Origin of the sequence: Accumulibacter sp. (genome assembly GCF_029255285.1) — a bacterium.
Lineage (GTDB): Bacteria > Pseudomonadota > Gammaproteobacteria > Burkholderiales > Rhodocyclaceae > Accumulibacter.
On record NZ_JAPUVI010000089.1, the window covers coordinates 42,771 to 65,604 of the forward strand.

The window sequence follows — 22,834 nt, forward strand, 5'->3', positions numbered from 1 at the left end:
AGTGGTCTCACTCCAGTGCGCTTCTCATTTCAGGTTGAGCCAGGCCAGCGGGTCGAGCGGCCTTCCCTGATGACGAATCTCAAAGTATAAACCGGAATCCGGATTGCCACCGCTGTTGCCGACGGTAGCTAGAGCCTCGCCGGCACCGACCTCCTCGCCGACCTGTTTGAGCAGGGAATCGTTGTTGGCGTAGATCGACAGGTAGCTGTTGCCGTGGTCGACGATCAGCAGATTGCCGAAGCCGCGCATCCATTCGGCAAAGACGACGCGGCCGCTGGCGACGCTTCTCACCTCGCTTCCGGTCGCGGCCCGGATGAAGATGCCTTTCCAGGTGCTGCCTTCCTGGCGTGGGGTGCCGTAGCGATGGATCACCGTGCCGCGGGTCGGCAGTTGCGCTTCGCCACGTGGGCGCGCCAGATGGCCTGTGGGTGGGGCTGCCGGCGACGCCAGCGCCGGACTGGCGGCGAGTGCTTTGCCCGGGCGCTCCGCGTCGGGCGCCTGAGTGCCCGGGCGAGACGGTCTTTCGTGCCGCTCTTCCGGTTTCGCGGCTTCCCGGCGCAGCGCCTCGCGGCGTGCCGCCTCACGAGCTTCCGCGGCGCGCGCGGCAATGACCTTGGACAGGCGGTCGATCAGTTCCGTGAGTCGCTTCTCGTCGCGCTGCAGATTGCCGATCTCGCGTCGTTGCGTGGCGATCTGGTCCGCCACCCGGTCGAGCGTCGCCTGGCGCTGGGCGCGTTGCGCCAGCAGCCGCGCGTGTTCTTCCTGCCGTCTGCTTTCGGTGGCGGCCAGTTGCTCGGCCTGCTGGCGTGCCTCGCCGGCCAGCGCCTGCTTGCGCTGCCAGGTGGACTGGACGTCGCGCAGCAACTGGCGGCGTGCCCGGCCGATCGCTTCGAAGTAGTGCAGATCGCGTGCCGACTGGTTGGGATCTTCACCGTTGAGCAGCAGGCGCAGCGGGTCCGGGTTGCCGCGCAGGTATTGCCGGTAGAGCAGCCTTTCGAGCTGGCTCTGCTGCGCGTTGAGTCGCTGTTCGAGTTCGCGTGACTCGGCGTCGAGGCTGCGCAGCGCCGCCTGATAGTTGCCGATCTGTATCGTCAGTTGCTGCAGTTCGCGCTGTGTTGACGATATCGACCGTTCGGCCTCCTGCAACTGGTCTGCCGCCTCGCGGCGCGAACCTTCGGCGGCGGTCATTTCGCGGCGCAACGCGTCGATCTGGTTGCGCAGCGACTTCAGGTCGCTCTGCCTTTCGGCGACTTCGCCCGTCGCGGCGTCGGTCGGGCGTCCACCTCCCTTGCTGTCGGCCGCGAAACCGGGGCCGGCACCCAGCAGGGCGAGCGGCAACGCGAGCGCGACGCCGGCCAGTCGTCGACGGTCAGGCCAACGGCGGCCGCGCCCGGCCGCCGGACTCATAGCCTACCGCCGGCGCGGCTGGCCGAGTGGCCTGGCGGATGTGTCGCGGGCCGCGCCCGAATCGGCGCCGAGCGCTGCCGGTCTTGCGTAGTGGTCAGGATGTCCAGCGTTTCTCGTCAATCAGCCGCACGTGCCGCGGCGGCCAGGACGCGCCACCATGCAGCACGCCCATGCGCCAGGGGTTTACACTATAATGGCAGATTATATGATAATTGGCGAGTTTGGCGAACGTGCCCGTCCGGACCAGCATCATCGACAAGCAGGAGCATATCGAACAGGCGGCGCGAGCATTGAAGTCGATATCACACCCCTTGCGGCTCAAAATCCTGTGTGTAATCGGCGACCAGGACGCTTGCGTGCAGGAGATCGTCGAAGCGGTTGGCACTTCGCAGAGCAACATTTCCCAGCATCTGGCCATCCTGCGCGAGAAAGGCGTTCTGCTTGCCCGTAAGGAGGCCAATCGGGTCTATTATCGGGTCGGAGACGCGCGCACGCTGCAGTTGATCGGCATGATGCGCGAGGTGTTCTGCGGCGAGTAGTGACGGCGCGGGCTTTCGCCCTTGGCGCGAGAAACGGTGCGTTGCCCGGCCGTCTCAGTTTCTGGAGCTTCGCTTGGAATTCATACAGCAAAACCTGCTTCTGGTTGCCCTCGCCGTGGTCAGCGGCACGCTGTTGCTGACTTTTTCGGTGCGTCGCCCGGGTGGTGCGCGGTCTTTGACCGCGACCCAGGCAACGATGCTGATCAACCGCGAGAATGCCCAGTTGATCGACGTTCGCGAGCCCAATGAGTATGTCAACGGCCATCCGTCGGATGCTCGCAATATTCCTGCCGGATCGCTGGCCGAACGTGCCGTCGAGTTGGCCGAGTTCAAGGACAAACCGCTCATTCTGGTCTGTCAGTCGGGTGCCCGCTCGTCGCAGGCCTGCACGACTCTGAGCAAGCTCGGCTTTTCGCGCGTGCATACGCTCGACGGCGGCATCGTGGGCTGGACCGAGGCAGGTTTGCCGCTCAAGAAGGGGGCGCGCAAGTGAGCGGCTTGCCGCGCGTGTTGATGTACTCCACAGCCGTCTGTCCTTTTTGCGTGCGCGCCGAGCAACTGCTGCGCGCCCGTGGGGTCGCCGAGATCGAGAAGGTGCGCGTCGACCTCGACCCCGAACGCCGTGCCGAAATGCTCGACAAGACCGCGAGACGTACCGTCCCGCAGATCTTCATCGGCGATACGCACATCGGCGGTTGCGATGAACTGATGGCGCTCGATCGTGCCGGCAAGCTGCTGCCCCTGTTGGCGGGCGAAACCGCCTGACGCCTGTCTTTCCTGCCTCACCACCCTTTCACCCACCAAGAAACGACCATGAGCGAACAAGAAACCCCCATATTCGGAATCGAGAAGATCTACGTCAAGGATCTCTCGGTCGAAGTACCCAATGCGCCGCAGATCTTCCTGGACCGCAATCCTCCGACGATCAACGTCCAGTTGCGAACCAACGCGGAGGGGATCGGCGAGGGGGTCTTCGAAGTGACCCTGACGACGACCGTCACTTCCAAGATCGAGGAAAAAACCGTCTTTCTCGTCGAGGTGGGTCAGGCCGGCATCTTCCGGGTACAGAACGTGCCCAGCGAGAACATGGAGCCCCTGCTGTCGATCGCCTGTCCGAACATTCTCTTTCCCTATACCCGCGAGGTGGTTTCCGAAGCTGTGACGCGGGCGGGGTTTCAGCCGCTCATACTGCAGCCGGTGAATTTCGAGGCGCTCTACATGTCGCGTCTGCAGGAAGGCGCCGCGGATGCGTCCGGCGCGGCCACAGTTCAGTAAGCGCTGCCGATGCTCGGCCGGCCGATGAAGCGACGAATGTTGTGCCTGCTGCTCGCCGCCGGAGCCGCCGGTGCGGCGTCGGCCATCGAGTACCGTAGCGTCGAGGCGGCGACGATCCTCTACGACGCGCCGTCACAGAAGGGCAGCAAACTGTTCGTCATCAAACGCGGGACGCCCGTCGAGTTGGTCGTCAACCTCGAAGGATGGTCGAAAGTACGCGACGCCGATGGCAGCCTCGCGTGGATCGAGGCGAAGTATCTCGGCAAGCGGCGGACGTTGATCGTCACCGCCCCGCGCGGCCAGATCCGGCAGGTGGCCGACGACTCGGCGGCGGTCGTTTTCGAAGCCGAGAAGAACGTTGCTCTGGATTTTGTCGAAGTGGCGCCCGGTGGCTGGGCCAAAGTCCGCCATCGCGACGGTCAGTCGGGTTTTGTGCGCGCCAACCAGGTCTGGGGTCTCTGAGGGCGTATGCGACTGACCGTTCTCGGTGCCGGCGCTTGGGGAACGGCGCTGGCCATCGCGTTTAGCGCACGGCACACGGTGACGCTCTGGGCGCGGCGCGCCGAAGTTCGTCGCCTACTGCGCGAAGAGCGCGAAAACCATCGTCTACTGCCTGGCCATCGCTTTCCCGACACGCTGCGCATCGGCGACGACTTCGCCGCCGATGCCGCCGATGCCGACCTGCTGCTGATCGCCACGCCGATTTCGGGGCTGCGCGCCAGCGTCGGCCGTCTGCGCGACGCCGGCGTGGCGAAGCCGTTGCTCTGGGCATGTAAGGGACTGGAGGCCGAAACGGCCAAGCTGCCGCACCAGATCGTCGCCGAGGAACTCGGAGCGCAGGCCTTGTGCGGCGCCCTGTCGGGCCCGAGCTTCGCGGAAGAAGTCGCTCGCGGACTGCCGGCGGCGGTCACTTTGGCGGCCAACGATGCCGACTTCGGTCATCGTACGGCGCGTTCCCTGCACAGTCCGCGTTTCCGGATATATGCCAACGACGACCTGCCGGGGGTCGAAGTCGGCGGTGGCGTAAAGAACATCATGGCCATCGCCACCGGGGTCTGCGACGGCCTCGGTCTCGGCCTCAACGCACGCGCCGCCCTGATCACGCGTGGTCTGGCGGAGATTGCGCGTTTTGGCGTGGCGCTGGGCGGTCATCCGCAGACCTTCATGGGGCTGGCGGGAATGGGCGACCTGATCCTCACCTGCACCGGCGACCTGTCGCGCAATCGGCGTGTCGGTCTGGCGCTCGGACAGGGCAAGACGCTGACGCAGATCCTGACCGAGCTCGGTCATGTCGCCGAGGGTGTCAGCACGACGCGCGAAGTCGCCCGCTTGTCGGCGCAGATGGGGATCGACATGCCGATTACTCGCGCCGTTGACGCCATTCTCTATCGTGACGAGCCCGCGGCGCTGGCCGTCGAAACCTTGCTCAGCCGCGACCCGAAAATCGAGGCCAGCTAGCCGCGACCGTCGTCCGGCCCTGCGCGGCCGGACGACGTGGACGAGCCCGTCAGGGGGCGGGCCAGGGGGTGGGTTTGCGGCGCTTCTCGAGCGCCAGGCAGTGCATCAGTTCCTGTTCCGCGACGCTGCTTTCCGCCGCGTCGTCGAGCGCCAGAAAGTGCCGGCGGAACGCGGCCCGTGCGGCGACCGGGTCGGCCATGTCGTAGCCGATGGCCTGGAGCGCCAGTTGAGGATCGGCGAGGAGGGGAACCGGCGTGCCGGCCGGATCGTGGCACCACAGACCAAACCCCGCTTCCGCCAGGCGCTGCCAGGGGAAATGACGGCTCGGATCGACCTTGCGGCCAGGTGCCACGTCGCCGTGTCCGAGAACGTTGTGCGCCGGGATCCGGTAACGTTCCTGCAGGTTTTTCAACAGATCGAGCAGGCGGACGATCTGCGCGTCCGGGTAGGGTTCGCTGCCCGTATTGTCGAGTTCGATGCCGACCGACGCCGAGTTCAGGTCGGTGTTGCCTCCCCAGTAGGAAGCGCCGGCATGCCAGGCGCGCTTTTCCTCGTCGACCAGTCGGTACAGCGTGCCGTCGCGGCCGATCAGATAGTGTGCGCTGACTTCGCGGGCCGGATCGGTGAGCGTCCTCAGGGCCGGTCCGGCTTCGCTGTTCGTCGTGTCGTGAAGAATCACGAAGTTTGGCCGGCGGGCGTTGTAATTTGGCGACGGAACCCAGACCGTCCGCTCGGCTGGCGGCGCCGGAAGGTCGCCGCAGCTGGCGAGCGCCAGGCACGCGAGAGCGCCAAAGACAGCCAGCAGAAGGCGAACGGCTAGCCGGAAGCGTGGCAACCCGGCCGGTGGCGCGGATTTCAGGCAGCGGAAAAGGCGGGTTGGCCGAGACAGTTGCCGACCGAGGCAGGGTTGGTTCTTCGGCGCCGAGAAGAACGTCGCGCGCTCCGCACGAAGCGCGACGAACCGCTTCCGCAGAAACTCCGCCCGCGGCGCTGGTCGGTGCGTGGTCATTTTGCTCAGCCTAACGCTCGAGGACGACAATGCTGTCGCCCTTGCGATTGGCAAAGCGAGCCACGACCCGCCAGTGCCGTTCGATCAGCGACCGGTACAGCGGGTCGTCGGGTTTTGGGTTGAGAACCAGGTAGCGGAACTGAGCTGCCGGATCGGCAGCCATCAGCGCGCCGCGCTCGACCGGCATCGACGGGTAGCCCCGGCCCGCGTAGTAGGCGATCCGCACATCGTCGTAATAAACCGCGTCGCTCGCCTGGGTATTCTGCGACAACCAGCCGGCCGCTTCGAGATAGTGCGTCTTCCGGGGTCCGAACGAGATCACGTTGCTCAACATGACGACCACGGCGACGGCGACCAGGGCTTTCGCCAAGCGCGGGAAGTGTCGTGCGAACGACAAACAGGCCAGGCTGAGCAGGGGCACGGCGAGCAGGTTGAGAAGACTCATGTAGCGCGAGTTGGTGAAGCGCTGCTGGAAGAAGAAGAGCAGCAGCACACCGAAGTAGAGCACAGCCGTCCACGCGAAAGGCCGCAGGCGCGACCAGTAGACGACGACGCTGCGCCAGCTTGCCGGCCAGAGCAGCGGCAGACAGAAGGGCCCGTTGAGCGTCAGGAACTTGACCAGCAAGGCCGAAGTCACGCCGAAAAGAACGATCTGCCGCGCATCGTCGGTCGAATACTTCTCGAGCGCCGCCGCGGCGAAGCGGCTGGCCATCGTGTCGAGACCGGCGAAAAGATTGCGCGGATCGAGCAGCGTCAGGTAATAGGCGATCCTTTGCTGTGCCGAGAGGTCGGCACCCGACCACAGGGAGAGCAGCGCGGCCGCCAGTCCGGCCAGCGGCAGCGCGCCGAGTTGCAGCAGGTTCAGCCAGCCCTGCCGCCGGGACAGATCGCCGAGTAGGCAGAGCAACACGGCCGGTGCCAGGAGAACGGCCTCGAGGCGAAAAAGGCTGGCGGCGGCAATTGCCAGCTGGACGAGCAGCGCTCGCCGCCAGCCGCCGTGTTCGCGCCAGGCGACCGCCAGCCACAGCGCGAGCAGGCCAAAGAACCAGAAACCGAATTCGCGGATGATGTCGCCGCGCAAGTGGTTGTAGGCGGGAACCGACAACACGATCAGGCAGGCCCAGTAGCCGCTGCCGGCGGCGCATCGTTGGCTGACGACGACCAGCAGCGCGCAGGTGGCGGCCAGAAAGAGGGCGCACCACAACTGCGCCGCCCATTCGAGCGGCAGCGCCGAAAGCCGGTGGGTGGCGGCGATCAGGAGAGAAAACCACGGCCAGTCGAAGGCCAGAAACGCCGCTCGCAGACCGTGGTCCACCGCTTTCTGGGCGGTATCGAGATAGAGCGCGCCGTCGCGGCCGACGATCAGCGTGCCGGAAACGGCAATCCCCGAGAGCAGCAGGCTGCCGGCGAAAGCCAGGGTGGCCGGCGGAATCCGGCGCAGGCGGGCAAGAAGGTCCGGCATCGATATCCTTTTCAGCATGCGGCGGGTCGCCGCGTCAGCGCCAGGCAAAGAGGCGGATCGCCTTGCGCAGGTAAGTCCAGCGCAAGGCCTGCCAGTGGCTCAGCCGCCAGGCGGCCAGATAGAAGCGCCGGGCCGCCGCCTGGTCGCGGGCCAGCAGGGCGGCGCGGAAGAGCGACAGGTAGCGTTGCGCCGTGTAGCGGCCGCACAGCGCCTGGCACGGCGCCGGCAGCGCCGCGAAAACCTCCTGCACCATCGTCGCGGCGCGTTCCTCTTCGTTCTCGCGGTCGTGGCGCAAGCTGTCGGCGTGCTTGTGGATGCGCGCCAGCGCCTCGCCGGTGGTGACCACCGGCGCGCTGACCAGCAGGTAGGCGAAGACCGGAACGTCTTCGCCGGCGCGCAGCGTTTCCGGGTAGGGCCGCTGCAGCAGCAGGTCGCGGCGAAACAGCGCCGCGCCGTGCGAGATCGAGATCCGCTTCTGCAGCAGGTAGCGCCTGGCCAGGAGCAGCGGTGGGCCGGCCGGAACCGCGGTCGGCGGGCGCAGCCGCTGGCGGCCGTCGGGATACACGCTGAGCTGCGCGCCGAGAAACATTCCCGCCTCGGGGTGCGCGGCGACCAGCCGGCGCAGCGTCGCCAGGGCGTCGGGCAGCAGTTCGTCGTCGGCGTCGAGCAGCAGCACGTGCGAGCCGCGTGCCAGACGTATTCCCCGATTGCGCGCCGCCGCCGCGCCGGCATTCGCCTGCTCGGCGACGCGCACGCACCGGTGGCGGGCCGCGTAAGCCGCCAGTACGGCGGCGCTGTCGTCGGTCGAGCCGTCGTTCACCACGATCAGTTCGACATCCGCAGCCTGCTGTGCGAGCACCGAATCGAGCGCGCGCGGCAGCAGATGCGCGTAGTTGTAGGTCGGAACGACGACGCTGATCACGGTTTCGGCGGGCTCGGTCATGGTCCTTCGGCTTCCTGTCGAGTGCCGCGAAACCTTCCTCCGGCGGGGCGGACGGCGGCCACCGGACGCTGCCCGTCGACGTCGCTGCGGCGACTGCTCGCCGGCCGGCCCGGTCAGCCGGCGCTCGGCGAGCCGGCGGCGATTCCGGCATTGTCCGGGATCTGCATCGAGATGCAAGCCTTCGCCGGCGGATCGGCAATCGATGTACATTGACGCCTTTTCGACTTCGGCAAGGGGGGCAGCAATGAGGCGGGACGAGCGACCGGCAGCCGCCGGACGAACTGCCGGACGGCCGCCCGAAGCCGCCGGCCGCCCGCGCGCCCGGCCGTCGCCGGATGGCCCATGCTGAGCCTGCTGCGTGCCTGGCGGGAACGCGGCTGGAGCGAAATCGACGGCGCCGCCTACGCGCAGGCCTGGCAGCGATTCGGCGGCAGCGTGGCGACGCATCCGCAGGTCGTCGAGCGGCTGGCCGGGCTGGCCGGAATCCCCGTGCGCTACCTCGGCTGGTTCGCCGGCGGCGAACTGCTGGCGGCGATTCCCTGCTGGGGCAGCCATCTGGCGCTGGCCAAGGAGGTCCTGAAGAAGCGCCGGCGGCGCGGCGTGTTCGATCTCGGCAACGCCGAAGTCATCCTGCCCATCGCCGAGCACGCCTGCGTCCCGGTGCGCCAGCGCCTGCGCTATGTATCCGAAATCAATGCCGGGCGCATCGCCGGCCTGCAGCCGCAGCCCGAGGGACTGGCGCTGGCGCGGTCGCCCGACGAGTACTCGCAGAAATTCCGCTACAACCAGCGGCGCGAACTTCGCCTGCTCGAAGCGGCTGGCGGCCGCCTGCGGCCGATGCTCGATTACTCGCCGGTGCAGCAGGCCAGGATCTATGCCGACCTCTTCCAGCGCCGCTGGGGCTTCGCGCCGCGCGGCAAGGCCCATCTCGGCGAAGTCTTCGCGCTGCTGCGCGAGTTCATGACCGGCTCGCTGCTGCTGCGCGACGAGCAGCCGATCGCCATCCAGATCCTCTACCGCGTCGAAGCGCCGAAATGGATTTCGCTCGAATACATCAATGGCGGCGTCGACCCGCAGACTCGCGACTTCAGTCCCGGCAGCGTGCTCAGCTTCGTCAATACGCAGGCCGCCTGGGCCGAGGCGCGCGCGCTCGGCAAGCCGCTGCGCTATTCTTTCGGTCGTGCCGACCGCGAATACAAGGACCGCTGGTGCCACCGGGTGGCGGTCTATAGAATCTAGCCTCGCGCCACACCGGTCTTCGCCGCCTCGCCAGCGGCTTCATCGTCCGAGTCAGCCATGAGTTCACGCAAACAACAACTGCTGCAGCGCCATCGCCGGCAAAAGCGCCTCGTCCTGCTGGTCACCCTGCTGGTGCTCGCGCCGCTCGGGATATTCGTCGACTGGTGGTGGGTGCCGTTGCTGCTCGCGCTGGCCTGGGTCGCGCACGCCGCCTGGCTGGCCGACCACCTGTTCTACTCGCCGCGCGACGACTACCACTACGACTTTCCGCCCGACACCGCCGCGCAAAACGTCGTCCTGGCCAACGGCCGCCTGCAGCTCGGCGCGCCGCTCGCGGCCGGCGACACGCTGATCCTCGAAGTCGAGCTGCGCAGCACCTGGCTGGGCCGCTTCCTCGACCCGCACGTCTGGATCGGCGACGACCGGCAGGACTTCGAACGCGGCGTGCATGGCCGGCGCTTCCTCAATCTCTCTGGCCAGGCGCTGGCCGTCGGCATGGGCGAGCTGCCGATCGAAGGCCGCTTCTGCCGGCTTTCCACGAGCGCCATGCTCTACTCCTTCCAGCACCCGGACTATGCCGCGCGCCGTTTGATGATCATCGCGCCGCATGCCGACGACGCCGAGCTGGCCGCCTTCGGACTTTACAGCCGGGCGCCCGAGGCCGTCGTGGTAACGCTGACGCAGGGCGAAATCGAGGCCGAAGCCTACCGCCGGCTGGGGCTGGACGCGGCGCAGGCGGCGCGTCTCAAGGGCCGCCTGCGGAGCTGGGACAGCCTCGCCGTGCCGCTCTGGGGCGGCGTTCCGCAGAGCCGTTGCGTGCAGCTCGGCTACTACTGTCTGCAACTGCCGGCCATGCTCGGCCAACCCGACCTGTCCTTCGCCTCGCGCCAGTCCGGCGAGCACGACATACGCAGCGTCCGCCGGCACAATCCGCTGACCCTGCCGGCCGACGCCGACGGCCTGCCCTGCGGCCGCAACCTGCTGGCCGACCTGGTGGCGCTGCTCGAACACTTCCGGCCCGAAGTGATCGTCACCCCGCATCCGGAGCTCGACCCGCATCCGGATCACTTCGCCGCCTCGCTGGCCATCGACCAGGCCGTCCAGTCGGCGAGCTGGAAACCCGAAATCGCCCTGCTTTACGCCAACCACCTGCACGACAACGACCGCTGGCCGATGGGCCCGGCCGGCGACGGCATCGCGCTGCCGCCGGCGTTGGCGCCGCTGCCCGCCGACAGCCTGTGGAGCCCGACGCTGGGCCACGAAACGCAGCTCGACAAGGCGATGGCGCTCGCCATGCACCACGACCTGCAAGGCCGCCCGCCGCTCAAGAAGCGCCTGCGGCGCCGGATACAACAGGTGCTGGCCGGCCGCCGCTGGCCGCCGACCGGCGAAAACGAATTCTTCCGCAAGGCCGTTCGCCGGCACGAGCTGTTCTGGGTGCGCCGCTTCGATGCCTGAGCGAAACCCGCCCCCGCCCCGGAACACCGCTTCCTCGCCGGCGCCTGCCGGCCGTCCCTGCCCGAGCTGCCAGGCGGCGATGGCGGTGCATCGCTTCCCGCGCCAGCTCAACGGCGAAGTCGCGCTCGACCTCTGCTTTCCCTGCCAGGGAATCTGGTTCGACGAGTTCGAGAGCGCCCAGCTCGCGCCGGCCGGCGTGCTCGAACTCTTCCGCCTGCTGCACCAGCACCAGGCCGACCAGCGCCAGCCCTGGCGCGACCCCCTGCATTGCCCGCGCTGCCGCGAACCGCTGCTGCACTGCCTCGACAGCACGCGCAGCGGCCGCTTTGCCTACAGCCGCTGCCCGCAAGGCCACGGCCGCTACAGCGCCCATTCGGCGTTCATGATCGAAAAAGGCTTCGTGCGCCAGCTCGCGCGCGCCGAGGTCGAAGAGCTGGCGCGTCAGGTACAGATCATCCGCTGCTCGGCCTGCGGCGCGCCGGTCGACATCCGCCGCGAGCACGTCTGCGCGCACTGCCGCTCGCCGATCGTCATCCTCGATCCCGACGCCGTGCAGAACGCGCTCGACGACTTCGGCCGCCAGGCCGTGCACCAGCAGACGCTCGACCCCTTGGCCGTCGCCGACGCGCTGATCGCCAACGAACGCGCCCGCTCGCAGACCCGCCGGCGGCAGCGTCAGGAACTGCTCGACAGCGGCCTGGCCGACCTCGTGCTGGGCGGCATCGAAACGGTCTGGAATCTGCTGCGGCGCTAGCGTGGCGAGCGGCGCCGACGACGGAAAGCCCGGCTGGCCCGGCATCAAGCGCCGTCTGGCCGAGCGCCGCCGGAAGAGGTAGACTCGCGACCACACGGCGCCAGGCGGCGCCCCGGGAGAGAGCGGCGATGGATATCTGGGACTACCGCAAGAATTTCGCCTACGACGAGCCGCTCGGCCCGGACGACGAGCGCCGGGTGGCCTTAAACGATGCGCGCGGCGACTACAGCCGCCAGCGCCTGCTGCGCGAGCTGGGGATCGATCTCGTCGACCAACGGCTGCGCGACATCCCGTCCGGCAAGTGCGTTCTCTTCGGCGGCCATCGCGGCTGCGGCAAGAGCACCGAGTTGCGCGCCATCGCCGCCCAACTCGCCGGACCCGAACGCTTCTTCGTCGTTTTCATCGACGCCCTGCAGGTTCTCGACATCAACAATCTGACTTACGCCGACGTCGCGCTGGCGCTCGCCGAAGTCCTGGCCGAGCGCGTCGAGCAGGCCGGCATCGCCGTCCCCGAGGTTTTCCTGACCCCCTTGCGCGAATGGTTCAACGAGGTCACCCGCCACACGGCCTTGACGACCAGCCTCGGCGGCGAGATCAAGGCCGGCGCCGAGGCGGCCGGCGGGCTGCCCTTCGTCGGCCGGCTGTTCGCCAAGCTGACGGCGGCGATTCGCAGCAACGCCACTTACAAAACCGAGATTCGCGAGAACGTCAGGAACTCCTTTTCGCGGCTCGCGCGTGGCTTCAACGGGCTACTGTCCTTCGTCGAAAGCGAGGTCGGCAAGCAGGGCAAGGGACGCTCCGTGATCTTCGTCGTCGATGGCACCGACCGCCTGCGCGGCGGCGAGGCCGACGACTTCTTCATTCGCGACAGCCACCAGCTTCGTCAGTTGCGCGCCAACTCCATTTACTGCGCACCGATCGGCGTGCTCAACGAACAGGGGCAGGTGGGCCAGAACTTCGACGCCATCGTGCGTCTTCCGATGGTCAAACTGGCCGAGAAGGGCGACTCCGCGCCGCTACCCCTGGCCTGGCGGATCCTGCGCGAGTTCGTCCACAAACGCCTGCCGGTCGACAACTTCGACCAGCCGGAGACGCTCGATCGTCTCATCGCGCATTCCGGCGGCCACCCGCGCGACCTGCTGCGGCTGGTCAAGCTTTGTTTCCAGGAAATCGACCGCGGACCGATCAGCGCTCAGGTCGCCGCCACCGCAACGCGACACCTGACCAACGAATACCGGCGCCTGGTGCAGCCCGAAGATTTCGCGTTGCTCGTCCGCATCGACCGGGCCGGCCCCGAGTACGCGCCGGTCAGCGAGCAGAGCAGACGTCTGCTCTACGATCTCGCGCTGCTCGAATACAACAGCTACTGGTGGCAATCGCATCCGGCGGTTCGCGCACTCGACGCCTACCGTGCCGAAGCGGCGCGGCCCGCCGTCCCCGGCGATGGCTCTCCCGGCGCCTAGCCTGCCGGCGGCGACTTTCGGCGAGGACGACGTCGACGGCCGGCACAGCGGCGACCTGTTGCGCCTGCAACGCCTGCTCGAGCACGGCGACGGCTTTCAACTGGTGTTCGCCGCCTGCCTTTCCTTTGCCTACCGGCAACGGCTGATCGCGCTCATCGGTCTCCGCCACCCGTCGGCCGCGATCGTCGATCTCCAGTCGATGAGCGAGACGTCGGCCCTGATCGACGCGTTGCGGCGCATTGGGCCGCAGCACAACCCGATCCACCTCGTTGGCGTCGAGGCGTGGTTGCGCCAGGCGGGCCCGACCGCGCTGCAGGCGCTCAACTACCGCCGCGAAGCGCTGGCCGCCGATCTGCCCAGCACCCTCATCCTGTGGCTCGAACCCGGCGTCATCGCGCGCTTCGCCAGCGAAGCCCCGGACCTCTGGGCGTGGCGCACGGCGGTGCTCGATTTCTCCCATCCGCCGGCGGAGCGTCAGTCCGTACACCGCGAGTCGATTTTCCTCGGCGGCGCCGAGCGCGCGTCGCGCGAACGACGACTCGCCGAGATCGCCGACTATCTGCGAACCCTGGGCGAGCCGGGCGGACCGGACGCCGAACTGATGCTCGAGGCGAGCGACATCGAGCGCTCGCTCGGCCGGCCCGAGGAGGCGCTGCGGCAAGCCAGCGCGGCGCGCGAGGTTTTCCGCCGCATCGGCGATCGACGCGGCGAAGCCGTGGCCGCCGGTCGCCATGCCGACATTCTGCAGTCGCGCGGTGATCTCGACGAGGCGCTGCGGATCCGGGTGGAAGAACAGCTTCCGGTCTATGAGCGGCTGGGCGATGTCCGTTCGAAGGCGGTGACGCAGGGCCAGATCGCGGACATTCTGCAGTCGCGCGGTGATCTCGACGAGGCGCTGCGTATTCGGGTGCAAGAACAGCTACCGGTCTATGAGCGCCTGGGCGACGTCCGTTCGATGGCGGTGACGCAGGGCCAAATCGCGGACATCCTGCAGTCGCGCGGTGATCTCGACGAGGCACTGCGTATTCGAGTGGAAGAACAGCTACCGGTCTATGAGCGCCTGGGCGACGTCCGGGAGAAGGCGGTGACGCAGGGCAAGATCGCGGACATCCTGGAGTCGCGCGGCGATCTCGGCGAGGCGCTGCGCCTCCTGGCCGAAGAAGTGCTTGGGGCCTTTGAGCGCTTGGGCGACGTCCGTTCGAAGGCGGTGACGCGGGGCCAGATCGCGGACATTCTGCAGTCGCGCGGGCAGCTAGCCGAGGCGCTGGCACTGCACGAAGAGCGGCTGCCGGTGGCCGAGCGCCTGGGCGACATCGAGCTGATCGCGCACATCAGGTACTCGACGGCGAGGCTTCGCCTGGAGCTCGGCGAACACCGGAGCGGCGGGCTGCCGCGCATCCGCGACGATCTGGCCGAGGCTTTCGCGCTCAGCCGCCGGCTCGGCCGGCCGGATTTCATCGGCGTAATCGGCGCCTTGCTGGCGCAGGTGCTGGCGCTGGGCGGCGAGCGCGCGGCGGCGCGCGAAGTCCTGGCGCTGGCCGAGGAGGCCTTCGCCAGGCTGGGCCACGCGTCAGGCGTGCAGGGGGTGCGCGCGCTGCGGGAAGCGATCGCCGGCGCCTGAGAGGCGGCCGGCCGAGCGCCGTAAGCGTCCGGCGCCGCGCCGCCGCCAGCGCGCAGGCTTCCCGCTTGCCGTCGGCGGCGCGCGCCGGCCGGCGAAAAGACCACTTGCTTTGCATGGATACGCGACGCCGCCGCGCTCGCCGGCCAACGTTCCACCCAATCTCCGCCGATGCGCGCGGCGCCCGGCCGGCGACGCCGCCGGCGTGTTAGAATCACGCGCTCGATCAAGACGACGACATTGCTCCGAGGTCGCGTCATCAGCGGATGGAAGATGGAAGCTTTCGCCAAGGAAACCCTGCCGGTCAGCCTCGAAGACGAGATGCGGCGCTCGTATCTCGACTACGCCATGAGCGTCATCGTCGGGCGTGCCCTGCCGGACGCGCGCGATGGCCTGAAGCCGGTGCACCGGCGCGTCCTGTTCGCCATGCACGAGCTGTCGAACGACTGGAACAAGCCCTACAAGAAGTCGGCGCGCATCGTCGGCGACGTCATCGGCAAATACCATCCGCACGGCGACACGGCGGTCTACTACACCATCGTGCGCATGGCGCAGCATTTTTCGCTGCGCTACATGCTGGTCGACGGGCAGGGCAACTTCGGTTCGGTGGACGGCGACAACGCCGCGGCGATGCGCTACACCGAAGTGCGCATGGCGCGCATCGGGCACGAGCTGCTGGCCGACATCGACAAGGAAACGGTCGATTTCGGCCCCAATTACGACGGTTCGGAAGAGGAACCGCTGGTTCTGCCGGCGCGCATCCCCAACCTGCTGATCAACGGTTCGGCCGGCATCGCCGTCGGCATGGCGACCAACATCCCGCCGCACAACCTCGGCGAGATCGTCGATGCCTGCCTGGCGCTGCTCGCCAACCCGGACCTGACGATCGACGAGCTGATCGATCGCGTGCCGGGTCCGGACTTTCCGACCGCCGGCATCATCTACGGCGTCGCCGGCGTGCGCGAGGGCTACCGCACCGGCCGCGGGCGCGTCGTGATGCGCGGCCGGACGCACTTCGAGGACATGGACAAGGGCAACAATCGTCAGGCGATCATCATCGACGAGCTGCCCTACCAGGTGAACAAGCGGACGCTGCTGGAAAAGATCGGCGAGCTGGTCAACGACAAGAAGATCGAGGGGATTTCCGACCTGCGCGACGAGTCCGACAAGTCGGGCATGCGCGTCGTCATCGAGCTCAAGCGCGGCGAAGTCGCCGAGGTGGTGCTCAACTGCCTGTACAAGCAGACGCAGCTTCAGGACACCTTCGGCATGAACATGGTGGCGCTGGTCGACGGCCAGCCGCGGCTGCTGAACCTCAAGCAGATGCTCGAGTGCTTCCTGTGGCACCGGCGCGAAGTGCTGACCCGGCGCACCGTCTTCGAGCTGCGCAAGGCGCGCGAGCGGGCGCACATCCAGGAAGGCCTGGCGGTGGCGCTCGACAACGTGGACGAGATCATCGCCCTGATCAAGGCTTCGCCGACGCCGGCCGAGGCGCGCCGCGGGCTGATGGCGCGCCGCTGGACCTCGCCGACGGTGACCGAGATGTTGCGCCGCGCGGCGCAGGACGCGACGCGCCCGCCCGGGCTGGCGGCCGAGTACGGGCTGTCGGCCGACGGCTACGCGCTCTCGGAAGCGCAGGCGCAGGCCATCCTCGATCTGCGCCTGCAACGGCTGACCGGCCTCGAGCGCGACAAGATCGTCGCCGACTACGCCGAGCTGCTGGCGCGCATCGCCGACCTGATGGACATCCTGGCGCGCCCCGAGCGGATCAGCGAAATGATCGTCGAGGAACTGACGGCGATCCGCGCGCAATTCGGCGACCCGCGCCGCTCGGAGATCGTCGTCAGCACGCAGGATCTCGGCATCGAGGACTTCATCACGCCGCTCGACATGGTCGTCACGCTGTCGCATACCGGCTATATCAAGTCGCAGCCGCTGGCCGACTACCGCGCCCAGCGGCGCGGCGGGCGCGGCAAGCAGGCGGCGGCGATGAAGGCCGACGATTTCGTCGATCGGCTGTTCGTCGCCAACACGCACGACTTCATCCTCTGCTTCACCAACCGCGGCCGGGTCTATTGGCTGAAGGTCTATGAAGTGCCGCAGGGGACGCGCAGCAGCCGCGGCAAGCCGATCGTCAACGTCTTCCCGTTCGAGGACGGCGAGAAGATCAGCGCCATTCTGCCCATCCGGGAGTTTGTCGACGACCGCTATATCTTCATGTGCACCGCGCAGGGGACGGTCAAGAAGACGCCGCTGTCGGATTTTTCGAATCCGCGCAAGGCAGGCATCATCGCCGTCGCGCTCGACGACGACGACTTCCTGATCGGCGCCGAGATCACCAACGGGGCGCAGGATGTGGTCCTCGTCTCGGATGCCGGCAAGGCGGTGTGGTTCGACGAAGAAGAGGTGCGGCCGATGGGGCGCACGGCGCGCGGCGTGCGCGGCATGCGGCTGGCCGACGGGCAGCAGGTGCTGTCGCTGCTGGTGGCCGACAATGCGCAGCAGACCGTCCTGGTGGCGACCGAGAACGGTTTCGGCAAGCGCACGGCGCTGGCCGATTTCCGCCATTCGGGGCGCGGCACGCAAGGCGTCATCGCCATCGCGGCCAGCGAGCGCAACGGCAAAGTGGTCGCCGCGCGGCTGGTCGGCGACGAGGACGAGATCATGCTGATCACCACCGGCGGCGTGCTGATCCGGACGCGGGTGCGCGAGATTCGCGGCATGGGCCGGGCGACGCAGGGGGTGACGCTGATCGCGCTCGACGCCGGCGAACGGCTGGCCGGTCTGGAGAAGATCGTCGAGAGCGAGGACGACGCCGAACCGGCCGACGCCGCGGCACCGGGCGAATCGTCGGCCGAATCGCCCACCGAATTGCCGGGCGACTCGCCGGCCGGGCCGGAAACGGAGTAGCGCGCGTGCCGGGCGTTCGCACGATCCGGGCGCGGCCCGGTCGATGGCCGGCGGGAGGCGCGCGATGAGCGACGAGTTGCAGCGCGAGTTGGCCGTCGTCCGCCGGCAGATCGACAGCCTCGACGGCGAACTGCTCGCCTTGCTCAACCGGCGCGCGAAACTGGCGCAGCAGGTCGGCGAGATCAAGGCGCGGCACGGCGAGGCGGCGTTCAGCTACCGCCCGGAACGCGAGGCGCAGGTGCTGCAGCGCATCCAGGAGACGAACCCGGGGCCGCTCGCCAACGAGACCGTCACCTGGTTCTTCCGCGAAGTGATGTCGGCCTGCCTGTCGCTCGAGCAGCCGCTGGCCATCGCTTTCCTGGGGCCGCTCGGCACCTTCTCGGAGAGCGCGGCGACCAAGCACTTCGGTCACGCGGCGCGCCTGATGCCGCAGTTTTCGATCGACGACGTTTTCCGCGAGGTCGAGGCGCTGCATGCCGACTACGCCGTCGTGCCGATCGAGAATTCGACCGAGGGCGCGATCGGACGGACGCTCGATCTGTTGCTGACGACGCCGCTGAAGATCTGCGGCGAGGTCGTCCTGCGCATCCATCAGCATCTCTTGTCGAACGAGGCGTCGCTCGGCGAAATCCGCAAGGTGTATTCGCACGCCCAGTCGCTGGCGCAATGCCACGAGTGGCTGAACCGCTCGCTGGCGCAGGCGCAGCGCATTCCGGTGGGCAGCAACGCGCAGGCGGCACAGCTCGCGGCCGGCGAAAGCGGCGCTGCGGCGATCGCCGGGCAGGCGGCGGCCGACCGCTACGGCCTGCCGCCACTGGCGAGCAACATCGAGGACGAGCCGAACAACACGACGCGCTTCGTCGTCCTCGGCCGGCACGACGCGGGCGCGTCGGGGCGCGACAAGACTTCGCTGGTCATGTCGGCGGCCAACCAGACGGGTGCGCTGAGCGGCCTGCTGGCGCCGTTTTCGGACGCCGGGGTGTCGATGACCCGGCTCGAGTCGCGGCCGGCCCGCCACACCTTGTGGGAATACGTCTTCTTCGTCGATCTCGAGGGGCATCGCGACGATCCGCCGGTCGCCCGCGCGCTCGCCGAACTCGGGCGGCGGGCGCCATACCTCAAGCTCCTCGGTTCCTACCCGATGGCCGCCTACTAATCAACGCAAGTCTTTCGAGGATCGCCGATGGCACTCAGCGAGCAGTCGTTACCCTACGTCCGGGCGATTTCGCCCTATCAGCCGGGCAAGCCGATCACTCAACTGGCGCGCGAGATGGGAATCGCGGTCGACGAGATCGTCAAGCTGGCGTCCAACGAGAACCCGCTGGGAATGAGTCCGAAAGCGCACGCCGCGGCGCAAGCGGCGCTGACGACGCTGGCCCGCTACCCGGACGACTTCGAACTCAAACAGGCGCTGGCCGAGCGGACCGGCCTCGGCAGCGAGTGCATCGTTCTCGGCAACGGTTCGAACGATGTTCTCGACCTGGTGGCGCGCGTCTTCCTGGCGCCGGGCCGCTCGGCGGTTTTCGCGCAGTACGCGTTTGCCGTCTATCCGCTGGCGACGCTGTCGGCAGGCGGCGAAGCGATCGCCGTGCCGGCGAAGGATTTCGGTCACGACCTGGCGGCCATGCGGGCCGCGATACGGCCCGATACGCGCCTGGTGTGGATCGCCAACCCGAACAACCCGACCGGCACCTTCGTGTCCTACGACGAACTGCGGCGCTTTGTCGAGGCCGTTCCGCCGGATGTCGTGATCGTCCTCGACGAGGCCTACAATGAGTATCTGCCGCCGGGCGAGCGGGTCGACACGACGGCCTGGCTGGCCGAGAGGCCGAATCTGGTGATCACCCGCACATTCTCGAAGATCTACGGCCTGGCCGGTCTGCGCGTCGGTTATGCGCTGACCTCGACCGAGATCGCCGACCTCATGAACCGCGTTCGTCAGCCTTTCAACTGCAACAATCTGGCGCTCGCCGCGGCGGCGGCGGCGCTCGACGACCACGAGTTCGTCGCCCGCAGCTATGCGCTCAATCGCGCCGGTATGGAGCAGATCGTCGGCGGGCTGAAGCGACTGGGCTGCACGCACATTCCGTCGCACGGCAACTTCGTGACTTTTCGCGCCGCCGCCGCGGCGGCGGTCAATCGGCGGCTGCTCGAACGCGGCGTCATCGTGCGCCCGCTGGCCGGCTACGCCATGCCCGACTGGCTGCGCGTGACGATCGGCACGGCGAGCGAGAACGCCCGCTTCCTGACCGCGCTCGAGGGATCCCTGTGAGCCGGCCGGCGATCGGCGGGTGCCGGGAACGGCGGTTGTGAGCACGCCGCCGCGCTTCGCCAAACTGGTCGTCTTCGGCGTCGGTCTGATCGGCGGTTCCTTCGCGCTGGCGCTCCGGGCGGCCGGCGAGGTCGGCGAGGTGGTCGGCTTCGGGCGCCGCCTCGGTTCGCTGACGCAGGCGCTGGAACTCGGCATTCTCGACCGCGCCGGTTTCAACGTCGGCCAGGAGGTGAGCAACGCCGATCTCGTTCTGATCGCCACGCCGGTCGGTACGACACCCGAGGTGATGGCGCGCATCGTTCCTTGCCTCGGTCCGCAGACGGTGGTCACCGACGCCGGCAGCACGAAGGAGGATGTCGTCGCCGCGGCGCGCGCGCACTTCGGCCAGCGGCTCGGGCAGTTCGTTCCGGCGCATCCGATCGCCGGCGCCGAGAACAGCGGCGCGCTGGCGGCGCGCGCCGATCTCTACCGCCACAAGCAGGTGGTGCTGACGCCGCTCGCCGAGAGCGATGCGGCGAGCGTCGCCCGCGTGCGCGCCGCCTGGGAGTGCTGCGGCGCGCAGGTGCGCGAGTTGTCGCCGGCCGAGCACGATCGCGTTTTCGCCGCGGTCAGCCATCTGCCGCACCTGCTGTCCTTCGCGCTGGTGCATGAGCTGGCACGGCGCGACAACCGCGACCTGCTGTTCGCTTTCGCGGCGAGCGGTTTTCGCGACTTCACGCGCATCGCCGCCAGCCATCCGGAAATGTGGCGCGACATCTGCTTGGCCAACCGCGGGGCACTGCTCGACGAGCTGGCGCGCTACCAGACGCAGCTCGACGAACTGCGCGATGCCCTGCAGTGCGCCGACGGTGCCCGCCTGGAGACGACTTTCGCCGTCGCCCGTGCGGCACGGCGGGCGTGGGCCGAAGGGAGGACGGACGCGTGAGCACCGAACATATCGATTTGCCGCAGCTCGTCGCGGCGTGCGGCACGCTGAGTCTGCCGGGCTCGAAGAGCCTGTCCAACCGGCTGCTGCTGCTCGCCGCGCTGGCCGAAGGCGAAACCGAGCTGCACGACCTGCTGCTGTCCGACGACACGCAGCGCATGCTCGACGCGCTGGCGACGCTCGGCGTCGGCGTCGAGCGGCTGGCCGGGCGGACTTTTCGCGTGCGCGGGGTGGGCGGTGTTTTCCCGGTGCGCGAGGCCGATCTCTTCCTCGGCAACGCCGGTACCGCTTTCCGGCCGCTCACCGCGGTGCTCGCACTGGCCGGCGGGAACTACCGGCTGGCCGGTGTGGCGCGCATGCACGAACGGCCGATCGGCGACCTGGTCGATGCCTTGCGGCAGATCGGAGCCGATATGGACTACCTCGCCGAGGCCGGTTTTCCGCCGCTGGCGATCCGTCCGCCGGCGCCGGAGCGGAATGTCTCGGCCAGCGTGGTGCGCTTGCGCGGCGACGTGTCGAGCCAGTTTCTGAGCGGCCTGTTGATGGCCCTGCCCTTGCGCGCCGGCGCCACCACGGTCGAGGTGGTCGGCGAGCTGATTTCGCAGCCTTACGTCGATCTCACGCTGGCGACGATGGCGAGTTTCGGCGTGCCGGTCGAACGCGACGGCTGGCGGCGCTTCACGGTGCCGGCCGGCAGTCGTTATCGTTCGCCGGGCCGGTTGCAGGTCGAGGGCGATGCGTCGTCGGCCTCGTATTTTCTCGCTCTCGGCGCCCTCGGCGGCGGGCCGCTGCGCGTCACGGGGGTGGGCCGCGATTCGCTGCAGGGCGACGTGCGCTTCGCCGACGCGCTGGCGCGGATGGGCGCACGGGTGGCGGTCGGCGACCGCTGGATCGAGGCTTCGGCGCCGGCCGGCGGCGGCCGGCTGCGCGGCATGGAACTCGATTGCAATCCCATTCCGGATGCAGCGATGACGCTGGCCACGCTGGCGCTGTTCGCCGACGGCCCGACGACCTTGCGCCGTATCGCCAGTTGGCGGGTCAAGGAGACCGACCGCATCGCGGCGATGGCGTGCGAACTGCGCAAGCTCGGGGCGACGGTCGACGAAGGCGACGACTGGCTCCGCGTCTCGCCACCGCCGGCGGGGGATCTGCGGCCAGCAACGATCGATACCTACGACGACCACCGCATGGCGATGTGTTTTTCGCTTGCCGCTTTCGGCACGCCGCTGCGCATCAACGACCCGGCCACCGTCGGCAAGACCTTTCCCGACTATTTCGCGCGCTTCGTCGAGCTGACGCAGCCGGTACCGGTGGTCGCCATCGACGGCACCTCGGCCTCCGGCAAGGGGACGATCGCCGCCCGTGTGGCGGCGGCACTCGGCTGGCACTACCTCGATTCGGGCGCCCTCTACCGGCTGACCGCGCTGGCCGCCAGGCGGGCCGGCGTAGCCTGCGACGACGAAGCGGCAGTCGCGGCGATCGCCGGCCGCCTCGACGTCGAGTTTGCCGGCGACGCGATCCGGCTCGCCGGCGAGGAGGTCGGCGACGCCATCCGGCACGAGGAAATTTCCGTTGCCGCGTCGCGCGTCGCGGCGCTGCCGGCCGTGCGCGCGGCGCTGCTCTTCCGGCAGCGCGCCTTCCGTCGGCCACCGGGACTGGTCGCCGATGGACGCGACATGGGATCGGTGGTCTTCCCGGATTCGCCGACCAAGGTCTTCCTTACCGCCAGTCTCGAAATACGCGCGATGAGGCGGCATAAGCAGTTGATCGACAAAGGAATCGCTGCTAATATTGCGGACCTCGTGCTGGATCTGCGCGAACGCGACGAACGGGATAGCCAACGCAGCGTCGCGCCGATGCAGCAGAGTAAGGATGCCCACTTGCTCGATACGAGCGATCTGACCATTGTCAGCGCCGTGGCACAGGTGCTCGACTGGGTCAGGGGGTGTCCGCAAAAAGGGTGAACGGCAGCCGCCGTTGACCGGAGGTGTCACCAGTTCGACGCGTCGTCGGCCCGGCAGCCGTTCCGCCCGGGATCAGCCGGCGCAAAGTCCTTGCTTCGCTGCGAAGTATCCGGAACGTCCGGATCTGGTGATCGTTTA

The 22,834-nt window shown here is 68.3% G+C and carries 21 protein-coding genes; 16 read left to right on the forward strand and 5 right to left on the reverse strand.

What is annotated here, in order from left to right:
- Positions 1 to 24: 24 nt before the first annotated feature.
- A complete protein-coding gene (locus Q1M07_RS11440) occupies positions 25 to 1,407 on the reverse strand; it encodes a peptidoglycan DD-metalloendopeptidase family protein (protein WP_300453998.1) in 1,383 nt (460 codons plus the stop codon).
- 230 nt (positions 1,408 to 1,637) lie between these two features.
- Here Q1M07_RS11440 and Q1M07_RS11445 point away from each other — a divergent pair, with 230 nt between their 5' ends.
- The 6 genes from Q1M07_RS11445 (at position 1,638) to Q1M07_RS11470 (ending at position 4,679) form a co-directional block, all read left to right on the forward strand.
- Positions 1,638 to 1,946 (forward strand): metalloregulator ArsR/SmtB family transcription factor, encoded by a 309-nt coding sequence (locus Q1M07_RS11445; RefSeq protein ID WP_300453999.1) that lies wholly within the window; start codon positions 1,638 to 1,640, stop codon positions 1,944 to 1,946.
- Between the two features lie 73 nt (positions 1,947 to 2,019).
- Entirely contained in the window at positions 2,020 to 2,439 is a 420-nt protein-coding gene (locus tag Q1M07_RS11450) for a rhodanese-like domain-containing protein (protein WP_300454000.1), read from the forward strand.
- Positions 2,440 to 2,444: 5 nt separating this feature from the next.
- Positions 2,445 to 2,711 carry a glutaredoxin 3 gene (gene grxC, locus Q1M07_RS11455; protein ID WP_300454126.1) on the forward strand — a complete coding sequence of 89 codons (267 nt, stop codon included), beginning with the start codon at positions 2,445 to 2,447 and terminating at the stop codon, positions 2,709 to 2,711.
- Positions 2,712 to 2,759: 48 nt separating this feature from the next.
- Positions 2,760 to 3,221, forward strand: a complete 462-nt coding sequence (gene secB / locus Q1M07_RS11460) for a protein-export chaperone SecB (RefSeq protein ID WP_300454001.1) — start codon at positions 2,760 to 2,762, stop codon at positions 3,219 to 3,221.
- 24 nt (positions 3,222 to 3,245) lie between these two features.
- The gene (locus Q1M07_RS11465) at positions 3,246 to 3,683 is read left to right on the forward strand and encodes an SH3 domain-containing protein (RefSeq protein WP_300454002.1); all 438 of its coding nucleotides are present in this window, start codon (positions 3,246 to 3,248) and stop codon (positions 3,681 to 3,683) included.
- A gap of 6 nt (positions 3,684 to 3,689) precedes the next feature.
- Positions 3,690 to 4,679, forward strand: a complete 990-nt coding sequence (locus Q1M07_RS11470; RefSeq protein ID WP_300454003.1) for an NAD(P)H-dependent glycerol-3-phosphate dehydrogenase — start codon at positions 3,690 to 3,692, stop codon at positions 4,677 to 4,679.
- 49 nt (positions 4,680 to 4,728) lie between these two features.
- Here Q1M07_RS11470 and Q1M07_RS11475 read toward each other — a convergent pair whose 3' ends face one another.
- The 4 genes from Q1M07_RS11475 to Q1M07_RS11490 form a co-directional block, all read right to left on the reverse strand.
- Positions 4,729 to 5,688 carry an N-acetylmuramoyl-L-alanine amidase gene (locus Q1M07_RS11475; RefSeq protein ID WP_300454004.1) on the reverse strand — a complete coding sequence of 320 codons (960 nt, stop codon included), beginning with the start codon at positions 5,686 to 5,688 and terminating at the stop codon, positions 4,729 to 4,731.
- Between the two features lie 10 nt (positions 5,689 to 5,698).
- Positions 5,699 to 7,150: a hypothetical protein gene (locus Q1M07_RS11480; RefSeq protein WP_300454005.1), complete on the reverse strand. Its 1,452-nt coding sequence runs from the start codon at positions 7,148 to 7,150 to the stop codon at positions 5,699 to 5,701.
- Between the two features lie 34 nt (positions 7,151 to 7,184).
- On the reverse strand, positions 7,185 to 8,093 hold the full coding sequence (locus Q1M07_RS11485; protein WP_300454007.1) for a glycosyltransferase family A protein: 909 nt from the start codon (positions 8,091 to 8,093) through the stop codon (positions 7,185 to 7,187).
- A gap of 113 nt (positions 8,094 to 8,206) precedes the next feature.
- Positions 8,207 to 8,437: a hypothetical protein gene (locus Q1M07_RS11490; protein WP_300454009.1), complete on the reverse strand. Its 231-nt coding sequence runs from the start codon at positions 8,435 to 8,437 to the stop codon at positions 8,207 to 8,209.
- On the opposite strand from Q1M07_RS11490, the gene Q1M07_RS11495 reads away from it, so the two are divergent.
- From Q1M07_RS11495 to Q1M07_RS11540, 10 genes are all read left to right on the forward strand, one after another.
- A complete protein-coding gene (locus tag Q1M07_RS11495; protein WP_300454011.1) occupies positions 8,436 to 9,332 on the forward strand; it encodes a GNAT family N-acetyltransferase in 897 nt (298 codons plus the stop codon). The genes Q1M07_RS11490 and Q1M07_RS11495 overlap by 2 nt on opposite strands.
- Positions 9,333 to 9,389: 57 nt before the next feature.
- Positions 9,390 to 10,790: a PIG-L family deacetylase gene (locus Q1M07_RS11500; RefSeq protein WP_300454012.1), complete on the forward strand. Its 1,401-nt coding sequence runs from the start codon at positions 9,390 to 9,392 to the stop codon at positions 10,788 to 10,790.
- Positions 10,783 to 11,544, forward strand: coding sequence for a zf-TFIIB domain-containing protein (locus tag Q1M07_RS11505; protein ID WP_300454013.1), 762 nt, complete (start codon positions 10,783 to 10,785; stop codon positions 11,542 to 11,544). The genes Q1M07_RS11500 and Q1M07_RS11505 overlap by 8 nt, the downstream gene beginning before the upstream one ends.
- A 128-nt stretch (positions 11,545 to 11,672) precedes the next feature.
- Positions 11,673 to 13,007, forward strand: coding sequence for an AAA family ATPase (locus tag Q1M07_RS11510; RefSeq protein WP_300454014.1), 1,335 nt, complete (start codon positions 11,673 to 11,675; stop codon positions 13,005 to 13,007).
- Positions 12,988 to 14,628 (forward strand): tetratricopeptide repeat protein, encoded by a 1,641-nt coding sequence (locus Q1M07_RS11515; RefSeq protein ID WP_300454015.1) that lies wholly within the window; start codon positions 12,988 to 12,990, stop codon positions 14,626 to 14,628. The genes Q1M07_RS11510 and Q1M07_RS11515 overlap by 20 nt, the downstream gene beginning before the upstream one ends.
- A 270-nt stretch (positions 14,629 to 14,898) precedes the next feature.
- Positions 14,899 to 17,535, forward strand: coding sequence for a DNA gyrase subunit A (gyrA, locus tag Q1M07_RS11520; protein WP_300454016.1), 2,637 nt, complete (start codon positions 14,899 to 14,901; stop codon positions 17,533 to 17,535).
- A 64-nt stretch (positions 17,536 to 17,599) separates the two neighbouring features.
- Complete coding sequence (gene pheA, locus Q1M07_RS11525) at positions 17,600 to 18,691, forward strand: prephenate dehydratase (protein WP_300454018.1); 1,092 nt, start codon at positions 17,600 to 17,602, stop codon at positions 18,689 to 18,691.
- 27 nt (positions 18,692 to 18,718) lie between these two features.
- Positions 18,719 to 19,807, forward strand: coding sequence for a histidinol-phosphate transaminase (gene hisC / locus Q1M07_RS11530; RefSeq protein ID WP_300454019.1), 1,089 nt, complete (start codon positions 18,719 to 18,721; stop codon positions 19,805 to 19,807).
- 37 nt (positions 19,808 to 19,844) lie between these two features.
- On the forward strand, positions 19,845 to 20,732 hold the full coding sequence (locus Q1M07_RS11535; protein ID WP_300454020.1) for a prephenate dehydrogenase/arogenate dehydrogenase family protein: 888 nt from the start codon (positions 19,845 to 19,847) through the stop codon (positions 20,730 to 20,732).
- The gene (locus Q1M07_RS11540) at positions 20,729 to 22,696 is read left to right on the forward strand and encodes a bifunctional 3-phosphoshikimate 1-carboxyvinyltransferase/cytidylate kinase (protein ID WP_300454021.1); all 1,968 of its coding nucleotides are present in this window, start codon (positions 20,729 to 20,731) and stop codon (positions 22,694 to 22,696) included. The genes Q1M07_RS11535 and Q1M07_RS11540 overlap by 4 nt, the downstream gene beginning before the upstream one ends.
- Positions 22,697 to 22,834: the final 138 nt, after the last annotated feature.